Source organism: Bradyrhizobium sp. USDA 3650 (genome assembly GCF_054057395.1).
On sequence record NZ_JBSRZG010000001.1, the window covers coordinates 6,296,049 to 6,308,106 of the forward strand.

Sequence of the window (12,058 nt, forward strand, 5' to 3'; positions counted from 1 at the left end):
GTTCAAGCGCGGGCGCGCTGTCGCACCGGCTTCGCCGCACCCGCGGGGCGCGCCGGGATCACAGAAGCGGGAAAACCGCGAAGCGCCTGCGCGAGCGGCAGATCGTTCCCTGCAAAGCCCGGCACGTTGTAGCCCGTGATGTCGACGGTGGCATCGACCCCATCGAGGGCCGGCCATTCGCGTCCTGCTTGCGTGAAAGGTGCGAAGTGGCGCCCGACCGCGACGATCGCAGCAGTGCGGCCGTGGCGGCGGGCAAAGGCCACGACATGGTCGGCATGTGCGCCCCGCACCTCAAGCGGCTGGTAGTCACCTCGCGCGAAGACGTCGGACAACTCGTTGCGCAGCTTGAGCAGGTGCCGCGTCCAGGCCAGCTTGAGCTGGCCGTCCGGCCAGCTCTTGATCAGATGATTCCAATCCGGATTGTTCAGCGTGCCCAGCGCCGCGTGTCGCGCGGAAAAATCCACCGGGCGGCGGTTGTCGGGATCCACCAGCGACAAATCCCAGAATTCGGTGCCCTGGTAGAAGTCGGGCACGCCCGGCAGTGTCGCCTTCAGCGTGAGCTGGCTCAGCCCGTTCAGCGCGCCGAGCAGCGCGACGCGACGAGCCAGGGTTTGCAGCGCCTCCAGGAATTCGCCTGACAGCGCGGGATCGAGGATCTTCGCGATGAAGCTCTTGACGCCGTTCTCATAGGCCTCGTGCGGGTTGAGCCAGCTGGTCTCCTCCTTGCCCTCGCGCGCGGCCTTGAGCGCATAGGCCTGGATACGCGCGACGAAACCGGCATCGGCCGTCTCCACAAGCGGCCAGGCGCCGAGCAGCGTCTGATAGAGCATGTATTCGAACGTGGCCGACGGAGCGCGCAGATTGCCGTCGAGCGCGAGGTGCGGCGCGTTGAGGACTTTCCAGCGCGCGACCGCGCTGGTCCATTCGCCGGGAATTTCAGTTAAGGCCGCGATCCGCGCCCGGGCGTCCTCGCCACGTTTGGTGTCGTGCGTGGCGGTCGCCGTCATCCCTTGCGGCCATTCCCTGGCGCGGGCCTGCATGGCGTCGTGAAAAGCGGGAATGGTGAGGCCCTTGCTTGCGGGATCGCCGCCGACTTCGTTCAGGGCGAGCAGCCGGTGGAATTGATAGAAAGCGGTGTCCTCCAGCGACTTCGCCATCATCGGTCCGGTGAATTGCTGCACCTTCAGCGCAAAGCGGCGCACCCTCGGAGCACTGTGCGGGGGACGGCCGGGCTTGAGCAAATCCATGGTGAGGGCGTCGCGCAGGAAGTCGAAAATGCCTTCGTCCGCGGCGAACCATTCCCGGCGCGCTTGCTCGATAGTGTCGTCGATCAGCTTGCGATCGTTCGCCGTCGGCGCGCTTGTCGTCAAATAGGTGCGGTACACCGGGAAATGCAGCACATAGAGCTCGAGCGCCTGCCGCAGGCTGTCGGCGGAAAAGTCGCGGGTCGAGTAGTGCCCATTGGCGATGCGCGCAAGCAGGCGCGTCAGAACCGTGAATTCGCTGGTCAGCAGCGTCTCCAGCACGCGCCTTTTGGCGTCCTTGACGTAAGGCGCCAGCCGCGGCGGCCGGTTGCTGATCTGCCGCCACGTCTCGTCCAGGGCCTCCAGCCCCTTGGCGTCGACCAGAACGTGAGTGATGGCATTCATCCACTCGTAGCCGGTGGTGCCCTGGACACCGGCGAAATGCGGCAGGCGCTCGTGCTCGCAAAGGATCTTCTCGATCACCGTATAGAACGGCTTTGTGGTGCCCTGCGCGTCGCGCACCAGCCGGCGCAGCCGCTGACAATATTGCGCGGGATCGCGCAGCCCGTCGATATGATCGAGCCGGATGCCTTGCAGTTTGCCGTCGGCAATGAGTTGCTTCACCAGCCGGTGCGTGGCGGCGAACGTGCCGGGATCCTCGACGCGCATGCCGGCGAGCCCGTTGACGTCGAAGAAGCGACGATAATTGATGTCGCTGGAGGCAAGCCGCCAGTGCCCCAGCTTGTAGTGCTGGCGCTCCAGCAAATGATGCAGTGCCAGCGTCTGCGCGGGACGGTCCTTGGCGGCGCGATAGGCGCCGAGGCCGCGCGCGATGATATCGGCGCCGCGTGCGATCTCTTTGAGCTCCGCCTTGAAGCCGGGCGCTTCCTTGCGGTTGGGACGGCGCAGTCCCGTATAGCGGGCCGCAAGCGACAGCATGCGCTTGCCGGCCTCGGTCCCGGCGGCGTCGGCGTCCTTCACGATCATCCGCAGCATCTCGCCATAGCGCTCCGGCGCGATCGGCAATCGATGCTCGAAATACCAGGCGGAGAAACTACCTTCGTCGGGATCGTAGCGCAGCTCGATATCGCCGCTCTCGAGCGCTTCGCCATAGGACGCTCCGAGGATCGGCAGCAGCACGCCGCCGCGGGCGCGGAAAGCCAGTTGATCCCAGTCGATATCGAAGGAGACGGCGTGCGGCGAGGCCTGGCCCCATTCCAGGACGTCCAGCCACCAGGGATTGTCGGCAAAGTGGACGCCGACATGGTTCGGTACGAAATCGATGATGAGGCCGAGGTCGTGTCGCGTCAGCGCCTCGCTGAGCCGCGCGAAGCCGGCCTCGCCGCCGAGCTCCGGATTGAACTGGCTGTGATCGACGGTGTCATAGCCGTGGGTGGAGCCCTTGCGGGCCTTCATCACCGGTGAGGTGTAGAGATGCGTGATCCCCAGCGCCTTCAGATAGGGCACCACCGCGGCGGCTTTGTCGAAGTCGAAATCCGCGGTGAGCTGAAGCCGGTAGGTCGCGAGAGGAATGGCAGAAGGCATGTCAGCCTCCGAGGCGCCAGACCACCGACCAGGGCGTAAGCCGGTCGCTGCCTGCGCCGCCCCAGATCGGGGTCCCCACGCCGCTGTCGGGGTATGCGATGTCCTTGTCGGAGAGATTGGCCACGAGGCGCAACGTCGCGCCATCTCCCATGTTCCAATGCGCGGTGAGCAGGCCGCTATCGGCCACGGCGGCGTCACCGAAGCGCGCACCTTTCAGTCGTGGCGCAATCTCTTTGTGGCGGAGAGCGAGCAGCTCCCGCACCAGCGCGAGGCGTGCATCCTGCTCCGGCGTGTGACCGCTCCAGTCGAGCACGGCCGATTGCAGCGTTGCCGGATCGAGCGGGTCGGGCACCTCGTCGCCATACGTCTCATAGGCCCAGGCATACTCCTGCTTGCGCCCCTTGCGCACGGCATCAGCCAGTCCGCCCTGGAAGTCACAGAAGAACGGGAAAGGCACGGTGGAGCCCCACTCCTCGCCCTGAAACAGCATCGGCACCATCGGCGCGAGCAGGGTCACCGTGAGTGCGGCTTCGATCTGCTGGGGCGATGCCAGGATTTCGAGCCGGTCGCCGAGCGGCCGGTTGCCGATCTGGTCGTGGTTTTGCAGGAAGTTGACGAAGGTTGCCGGCGGCAGCTCATCGCTTTTCTCGCCGCGCGGCTTCTTGCCCCAGAATTCCGAGATCTCGCCCTGATAGACGAAGCCGGAGGCGAGCGCGCGTGCGAGATCGAGGCGCGGCGTTTGATAGTCCGCGTAATAGCCGGCGAGCTCGCCCGTCAGCATCACGTGCCAGACGTGGTGGTAGTCGTCGTTCCACTGGGCGCGATATTTGCCGTTGGGAGGCTCCTGCGCGGCGTCGAGCAGGCTCGCGCGGTTGTCGCCGTTCTCCAGCACGAGATGGATGTGCCGTCCCGTCGCCTTGGCAAGCTCGCCCGCGGCGACGCTGAGGTCTTGCAGCATCGATTGCTCGCCGGGGATCGCCATGATGTGGTTGGCGGCATCCAGCCTGAGGCCGTCGAAGCGATAGTCGCTGAGCCACGACAGCGCGTTTTCGACGGCAAAAGCGCGAACCTGCGGCACGCGATAATCGATCGCACTGCCCCATGGCGTGTGCGCGTCGGTGAAGAAGGCGGGCGCGTAGCGGCCGAGGTAATTTCCCTCGGGGCCGAAATGATTGTAGACGACGTCGAGGAACACCATCAGCCCGCGCAGATGGGCTTCGTCGATCAGCGTCTTCAATTCATCGGGATGACCATAAGCGCTGTCGGGCGCGTACCACAGCACGCCATCATAACCCCAGCCGCGGCGACCGGCGAAGTCGGCCAGCGGCATCAGCTCGACCGCGGTGATGCCGGTCGCGACGAGATGATCGAGCTTGTCGATCATGGCGCGATAGGTGCCTTCCGCGGTGAAGGTGCCGACATGCGTCTCGATCAGCACCGTCGCTTCCCAGGGACGGCCGCGCCAATCGGATGCGCGCCAGGCAAAGCCCTCGTGATCGATCACCTCGCTCGGGCCGAACACGTCGTCGGGCTGGAATCCAGACGCCGGATCGGGCACGTCGATCTCGTCATCGATCCTGAATTTGTAGTCGCTGCCGACGGGCAGGTTGGCAATCTCGGCGACATACCAGCCATCCTGCCGGCGCTGCATCGCGTGCCGTCTGTCGAGCAGGAGATCGACACGGCGCGCTGCAGGCGCCCACAGCCGGAACGACACGCCGTCCTTCGTCGGCCTCGCCCCGAAGGATGGCCTCATAGCGCCCCCGCGAAAGCGAGCACGGAGCGCGGCGGCGCCTTGCTGTCGCTTCCGGGCAGGAAGTCGACCGTGTTCAGCTTGGCGTCGGTCGTGTTCAGGATTTGCTGCCAACTCTTGTATTCGGTCATTTTTGGCAATTTGAATGCGATCTCTTCGGGGGCTGCGTTGAGTACGATAAAGATCGCGGCGCTGCCCGGTTCCATCGGCCCCATCACATAGGAGAGAAACCGCCCTTCCGGGAATTTCCAATCGCTTTCCGTCATTTCGTCGCCGGCCGGCGTCAGCCACAGCGCGCCGTAGGAGATGCCGTCCTTGGGGCGGCCGTCGAGCCAGCGATGGCTGCGAAGCTGCGAGAACCGGCGGCGGATATCGGCGAGCTCGGCGACGAAATCGACCATGTCGTCGCCGTCCTTGCCGAGATTGTCCCAGCCGACCCAGCCAACCTCGTTGTCCTGGCAATAGGCGTTGTTGTTGCCTGATTGCGAATTCCCGACCTCGTCGCCGGCGAGGATCAGCGGAATGCCCTGCGCCAACATGAGGCAGGCCAGTACGTTCTTGCGAAGCTGCCGGCGCAAGCTGACGATTTGGGGATCGTCGGTCGGGCCCTCGACACCGCAATTGTTGCTGTGGTTGTCGTTGGAGCCATCGCGATTGTCCTCGCCATTGGCCTCGTTGTGCTTTTCGTTGTAGCTGAAGAGATCGGCGAGGGTGAAACCGTCATGCACGGTGATGTGGTTGACGCTGGCGCGCGGCCGCCGTCCATCGTGGTTGAACAGGTCGGAGGACGCCGTCATGCGGCTGGAGATGTCGCCGATCAGGCTGCCTTCGCCGCTCCAGTAGCGGCGCATGGCGCTGCGGTAGCGGTCGTTCCACTCCGACCATTGCGAAGGAAATGCGCCGACCTGATAGCCGCCAAGGCCGAGGTCCCAGGGTTCGGCGACGAGCTTGACGCTCGCCAGCACCGGGTCCTGGCGGATCGCGGTCAGGAACGAGCTGCCGCGATCATAACCGTTCGGCCCGCGCGCCAGCGTGGTGGCGAGGTCGAAACGGAAGCCGTCGACGTGGCAGACCTCGACCCAGTAGCGCAGGGAATCCATCACCATCTGCAGTACGCGCGGATGGGTGAGGTTCACCGACGAGCCGCAGCCGGTGAAGTCGTCGTAATAGCGCGGGTTCTCGCGGTTCAGCCAGTAATAGGAGGCGTTGTCGATGCCGCGGTAGCACAGCGTCGGACCAAGGTGATTGCCCTCGGCGGTGTGGTTATAGACGACGTCGAGCATCACCTCGATGCCAGCATCGTGCAGGCGCGCGACCGTGGTGCGGAAGGAATCGAGGGCGTTGTCCTGGGCGTAGCGCTGCTCGGGCGCGAAGAACGACAAGGTGTTGTAGCCCCAGTAATTGGCAAGCTTCTTCTCCACCAGGATGCGGTCGTCGACGAAGCTGTGCACCGGCAGAAGCTCCACCGTGGTGACGCCGAGCTTCTTCAGGTGCTCGATCATCGCCGGCGAGGACAGGCCGCCATAGGTGCCGCGCAAATTCGGCGGCACGTCGTCGCGCTTCTGTGTCAGTCCCTTGACGTGGGCCTCGTAGATGATGGTGTCTTCCCAGGGGATGTTGGGCCGGATCTCGCGGCGGCCCCAGTTGAAAGTCTCGTCGACGACGACGGCCTTGGGCATGCCGCGCGCGTTGTCGCGCCGGTCGAACGACAGGTCCTCGCGCGGGCTTCCGGTGCGATAGGCGAAATGCGCGTCGCTCCAGACCAGCCGCCCGGAAAGCCGCTTGGCATAGGGGTCGAGCAGCAGCTTGTTGGCGTTGAAGCGGTGGCCGTGCTCCGGCTCGTAGGGGCCATGCACGCGGTAGCCGTAGAGCTGGCCGGGCGAGACGTCGTTGAGATAGCCGTGCCAGACATCCTCGGTGCGCTCCGGCAGCTCGACGCGCTCGAGCTCGCGGCGGCCCTGCATGTCGAACAGACACAGCTCGACCTTCTGCGCGTTCGCGGAGAACAGCGCGAAATTGGTGCCGCGTCCGTCCCAGCTTGCGCCGAGGCGTGCGGGCGATCCAGCAGTCAGGCGCATCGTTCAGCTTTCCGGAACGAGGAAGATCGCAGCGAGCGGCGGAATGGTGAGCCGGAGCTCGCCATTGACGGCGTGGACTTCGCCGATGTTGCCGACATTGCTGCCGCCGTAATGGGCGGAGTCGGAGTTGAAGACTTCCTTCCACTTGCCACTGAGGGGCGCGCGAACGCGGTAGTTGCGATAGACGTTGGGTGAGAAGTTGACGATCACCATGCACCGGGCGTGCTCGTCAAATCCCTTGCGCAGCCAGGCGAAGACGTTGCGGTTGGCGTCGTCGGTGATCAGCCATTCGAAACCGGCCTGCTCGCAGTCCATCTGGTGCAGGGCGGGCACCGCGCGATAGAGCCGGTTGAGATCGCGGATCAGCGCCTGGATGCCTGAATGGGGCTTGTATTCGAGCAAGTGCCAGTCGAGCGACTGGTCGTGATTCCATTCGCGGCTTTGCGCGATCTCGGCGCCCATGAACAGCAGCTTCTTGCCGGGATGGCCGAACATGAAGCTGTAATAGGCGCGCAAATTCGCGAAGCGCTGCCATTCGTCGCCGGGCATGCGCCCCAGAATCGAGCGCTTGCCGTGCACGACCTCGTCATGCGACAGCGGCAGGACGAAGTTCTCCGAGAAGGCGTAGTGCAGGCCGAACAGGATGTCGCCGTGATGATGCTTGCGGTGGATCGGGTCCTTGCTGATGTAGTTCAGCGTGTCGTGCATCCAGCCCATGTTCCACTTGTAGCCGAAACCGAGCCCGCCGAATTCGACCGGACGCGAGACCTGCGGCCAGGCGGTGGACTCTTCGGCGGCCGTGGTCGCCTGCGGGAAACGCGCGAACAGCTCGGTGTTGAAGCGGCGCAGGAACGCGATCGCCTCGATGTTCTCCCGGCCGCCGTGCTGGTTCGGAATCCACGCGCCGGGTGGACGGCTGTAGTCGAGGTAGAGCATGGACGCGACCGCATCGACGCGCAGTCCGTCGATCGCGTAGCGCTCGAGCCAGAACAGCGCGTTCGAGACCAGGAAGTTCGTCACTTCGGTGCGGCCGTAATTGTAGATCAGCGTGCCCCAATCGAGATGCCGGCCCTGGAGCGGATTAGCGTGCTCGTACAGCGCCGTGCCGTCGAAGCTGCCGAGCCCGTGCGGATCGTCCGGGAAGTGGCCGGGCACCCAGTCGAGCAGCACGCCCACGCCCTCGCGGTGGCAGGCGTCGACCAGCGCGGCGAAATCCTCCGGCGTGCCGAAGCGGCTGGTCGGCGCATACAGGCCGGTCGGCTGATAGCCCCATGAGCCGTCGAAAGGATGCTCGCTGACCGGGAGGAATTCGAGATGGGTGAAGCCCATGTCGCGGGCGTAGGCCGGCAGCTGCTCGGCCAGCTCGCGATAGGTCAGCCATTCATCGCCGTTCTTGCGCCGCCACGAGCCGAGATGGACCTCGTAGATCGACATCGGCGCGGACAATGCGTTGATGCCGTCGGGCGCCGGTCGCGGCCGCGGCAGATGCGCTTCGTCGAACACGATGGAAGCGGTCTTCGGCCGCACCTCGCTTGCAAAGGCCATCGGGTCGGACTTCAGCGGAAGCAGATGGCCATGCGGTCCGATGATTTCGAACTTGTAGTGGTCGCCCGCCTTGGCGTGCGGGATGAACAATTCCCAATAGCCCGCGCCGCGCACCCGCATCGGATGGCGCCGCCCGTCCCAGAAGTTGAAGTCGCCGACCACGGAGACACGTCGCGCGTTGGGCGCCAGCACCACGAAGCCGATGCCATCGATGCCTTCGAGCCGCAACGGATGCGCGCCGAGCTTGTCGTAAAGGCGCTGGTGGGTGCCTTCGCCGAGCAGATAGAGGTCGAAATCGGTCAGGATCGGCGGAAAGCGATAGGTGTCCTCGAATTCGATGACGTTATCGCCGAACTTCGCGCGGAGCTGATAGTGCTTCGCGCCGTTCGGAAGCGCGCCGATGAACAGGCCGGCATCATGGACGCGATCGAGCTTCGCCACCTCGCCGTGCTCGCCCACCGCCTCGACGTTGGAAGCATCGGGGAGAAACGCGCGCACCACGCTCTTGTCGCCCTCGGGATGCAGCCCGAGATAGTGGAACGGATCGGAGTGGCGACCCTCGATGATCGCATAGGCCTCGGCAGGGAGTTTAGGCATGGGCTTCGCTCTCGATACTGGACAGAATGCGAAGCAGTCCGGACAGCGGCGCATGGAGCCCCTCAGGCCGGTGGGACAGCTCGTACTCTACTTCCTCAAACGCTTGATCAAGCAGGAAAAACCTTAACAGGCCTGCCGCGGATTGCGGATCTTCCGGCCACAGCCGCCGATCGGTCATGGCTTCGCGGTAGGCAATGAGGAACGTCGCGGTGGTGCGCTCGCGCCATTCGTCGAGCGCAGCCGTAAGCCGGCCCTGTTCGTCGGAAGCACCGGTGAGCGCGCGGTGGAGCGCCGCGTTAACCGAAAGATCAATCGAGCGGATCAGGCCGGCAACGTCGCGCGCCGCAGGCAGCTTGCGCCGCTTGTCGGCCAGCGGCAAACGCGGATCGCCGTCGAAGTCGATGATGAAGATATCGTCCTTCACGATCAGAGTTTGCCCGAGGCGGAAGTCGCCATGATGACGGATGTTCAACCCGCCGATCCCGGAAGGTAATAGCGCGTTGAGCCGGCCGGACAGGGACGCGCGCTCCGCGGCGAGCTGATTGATCAGCGGTCGATCCACCTCCCGCAGGCCGTCGCTGCCGGCGGCCAGCCGCTCGAAAACCCGCTCGGCCCGTGTCTTGAGTTCCGATGACCAGCGCTTGATTTGTGCGGAGCCAATCGGCTCCGGCGCGAGATCGCCGGGCTTTGCAGCGGCCAGAGCCACATGCAGCTCGGCGAGCCGTCGGCCGATCTGCGTAATGAAATGCAGATAGGGCGCTTGTTCCTGGGTCTCGCGGGGCATCTCGCCCGGTGGCAGCACCCGTTGCTCGTCGATATAGCGGTCGAGATAGCCCGCGGTGACGCCCCAGCCGTCGCCCTGGTTCTCGACATAGGCGTGCAGCACGCCGACTGCGCTGCGACGGTCGTCTTCGACCAGCTCGACGCTGCCGAGCAGTGCCGGCGTATTGGCAAAGCGGGCGATTTCGGTGAGGTAGGAGCCGATCTCGATCTCGGGATTGATGCCGGCTTCGAGCTGGCGATAGATCTTGGCGACATACTGGTTATCGACCAGCGCGGTGCTGTTCGACTGCTCGATCGCGCGGATGCGTTCGGGCTCCTTGATGGTGTACTCGGCAAACCGGCTGGTCGCCTTGAACTCCAGCCGCAGATTGTTTTCTTCCACCACCAGGTTCTGCGACAGGTTGCGCAGGAACAGGCCGATGAAGATCTGCTCCGTTGCCACATCCAGCAGCGTCCCTTCGCGGGCACCCTGGCGCACGGCGGCGAGCGCCCTGGGATTGAAGCGTTCGCGGTCGAAGCGTACCCATTCGATCTGCATCGGCAGCACGTAGCGCGTGGTGGCGTCGCCCTGCGCCACCTCGAAGAACGCGATCCAGGGCCTGTTGTCGCCGATGTCGCAGAACGGCACCGCCGAGGTCAGCGTCGGCTTGATCTGCTTGGGATTGTGCTCCGGATACCAGCGCGTGCGCGACAGGAATCCCGGCAGCACCTCATGCTCGAACACGCCGCGCTCGCGCGCCAGCGACACCCAGGTCGAGTTCACCGGCACCACCAGCGTCTCGAATTCCGGGACAGCGCGCGGCATCACCGGCTCGGACTTGTCGCGCTCGGTGAGCTGGAACCAGTAGAAACCATAGGGCCCCAGCGTGACCATGTAGGGCAGTTCGCCGATCGCCGGAAAACGCGTGCGGCCGAGCATCTCCTGCGGGATGCGGTCCTTCCAGGGCGACAGATCGAGTTCGGTCGCCTGGGCGGCGCGCGACAGATTGGCGACGCAGAGGATCACCTCGTCGCGGTACTGCCGGACATAGGCCAGTACGGCGCGGTTGGCCGGGCGGATGAAGGTCATGGTGCCGCGGCCGAAGGCGAGCGTCGATTTGCGCACCGAGATCAGGCGCTTGGTTGCGCTGAGCAGCGAGGACAGGCTGCGCGACTGCGCCTCCACGTTCACCGATTCGTAGCCATAGACCGGATCCATGATCAGCGGCGCGTAGAGGCGGGCCGGGTCACAGCGCGAGAAGCCGCCATTGCGGTCCGGGCTCCACTGCATCGGCGTGCGCACGCCGTTGCGGTCGCCGAGATAGATGTTGTCGCCCATCCCGATCTCGTCGCCGTAATAGATGATCGGCGTTCCCGGGAAGGACAGCAGCAGCGAGTTCATCAGCTCGATCTTGCGCCGGTCGTTGTCCATCAGCGGCGCGAGGCGCCGGCGGATGCCGACATTGATGCGGGCGCGCGGATCGTTGGCGTAGGTGGTCCAGAGATAGTCGCGCTCGACGTCGGTCACCATCTCCAGCGTCAGCTCGTCATGGTTGCGCAGGAACAGCGCCCACTGGCAGCTTGCGGGAATGTCCGGCGTCTGGCGCAGGATGTCGGTGATCGGGAAACGGTCCTCCTGCGCGATCGCCATGTAGATGCGCGGCATCAGCGGGAAGTGGTAGGCCATGTGGCACTCGTCGCCGCGGCCGAAATATTCCTGCACGTCCTCCGGCCATTGATTGGCCTCGGCCAGCAGCAGCTTGCCCTTGGAGTAGGAATCCAGCTCGTGGCGCAGCCGCTTGATGATGGCATGCGTCTCCGGGAGGTTCTCGTTCGAGGTGCCTTCGCGCTCGCAGAGATAGGGAATGGCGTCCAGACGGAAGCCGTCGACGCCGGCATCGAGCCAGCGCTTCATCACCTGGATGAGGGCGCTGACGACGCGCGGATTGTCGAAATTGAGATCCGGCTGGTGCGAGAAGAAGCGGTGCCAGTAGAACGCGCCGGCCTCGTGATCCCAGGTCCAGTTCGACTTCTCGGTGTCGGTGAAGATGATGCGGGTGCCCTGGTATTTCTGGTCGGTGTCGCTCCAGACATACCAGTTGCGGGCGCTCGAGCCCGGAGGGCTGCGGCGCGCGCGCTTGAACCAATTGTGCTGGTCCGAGGTGTGGTTGACGACGAGCTCGGTGATGACGCGCAGTCCGCGCTTCTGTGCTTCCTGGATGAAGCGCTTGAAATCCTTCATTGTCCCGAAATCGGGATTGACCGCGCCGTAGTCGGCGATGTCGTAGCCGTCGTCGCGGCCGGGCGACGGGTAGAACGGCAGCAGCCACAGCGCGGTGACGCCGAGCTCCTGGAGATAAGGCAGCTTCTCGGTCAGCCCTGCAAAGTCGCCGATGCCGTCCTGATTGCTATCGGCAAACGCCTTGACGTGGAGCTGATAGATGATGGCGTCCTTGTACCAGAGTTCATCCACGATCTCGGCAGCCTCGGCTTTCTTGGTGTCGACGGAAGACAATACGTTCATGGCGTGCGCC

5 protein-coding genes are annotated in these 12,058 nt (G+C 64.7%); all 5 read right to left on the reverse strand.

The window, feature by feature from the left end; genetic code table 11:
* Positions 1-2: 2 nt before the first annotated feature.
* Genes treY through treS form a run of 5 tightly spaced genes read right to left on the reverse strand, consistent with a single transcriptional unit; the run spans position 3 to position 12,048 of the window.
* On the reverse strand, positions 3-2,789 hold the full coding sequence (treY, locus tag ACVIN2_RS29580; RefSeq protein WP_456768281.1) for a malto-oligosyltrehalose synthase: 2,787 nt from the start codon (positions 2,787-2,789) through the stop codon (positions 3-5).
* Position 2,790: 1 nt separating this feature from the next.
* A complete protein-coding gene (gene treZ, locus ACVIN2_RS29585; RefSeq protein ID WP_456768282.1) occupies positions 2,791-4,545 on the reverse strand; it encodes a malto-oligosyltrehalose trehalohydrolase in 1,755 nt (584 codons plus the stop codon).
* A complete protein-coding gene (gene glgX, locus ACVIN2_RS29590) occupies positions 4,542-6,620 on the reverse strand; it encodes a glycogen debranching protein GlgX (RefSeq protein WP_456768283.1) in 2,079 nt (692 codons plus the stop codon). The genes treZ and glgX overlap by 4 nt, the downstream gene beginning before the upstream one ends.
* Before the next feature lie 3 nt (positions 6,621-6,623).
* A complete protein-coding gene (glgB, locus tag ACVIN2_RS29595) occupies positions 6,624-8,762 on the reverse strand; it encodes a 1,4-alpha-glucan branching protein GlgB (protein WP_456768284.1) in 2,139 nt (712 codons plus the stop codon).
* Complete coding sequence (gene treS, locus ACVIN2_RS29600) at positions 8,755-12,048, reverse strand: maltose alpha-D-glucosyltransferase (protein WP_456768285.1); 3,294 nt, start codon at positions 12,046-12,048, stop codon at positions 8,755-8,757. The genes glgB and treS overlap by 8 nt, the downstream gene beginning before the upstream one ends.
* Positions 12,049-12,058 lie beyond the last annotated feature (10 nt).

What these genes read in the sequence shown, in the direction of transcription:
- treY (WP_456768281.1), bottom strand. Translation starts at nt 2,789, where the DNA reads ATGCCTTCTGCCATTCCTCTCGCGACCTACCGGCTTCAGCTCACCGCG.
- treZ (WP_456768282.1), bottom strand. Translation starts at nt 4,545, where the DNA reads ATGAGGCCATCCTTCGGGGCGAGGCCGACGAAGGACGGCGTGTCGTTC.
- glgX (WP_456768283.1), bottom strand. Translation starts at nt 6,620, where the DNA reads ATGCGCCTGACTGCTGGATCGCCCGCACGCCTCGGCGCAAGCTGGGAC.
- glgB (WP_456768284.1), bottom strand. Translation starts at nt 8,762, where the DNA reads ATGCCTAAACTCCCTGCCGAGGCCTATGCGATCATCGAGGGTCGCCAC.
- treS (WP_456768285.1), bottom strand. Translation starts at nt 12,048, where the DNA reads ATGAACGTATTGTCTTCCGTCGACACCAAGAAAGCCGAGGCTGCCGAG.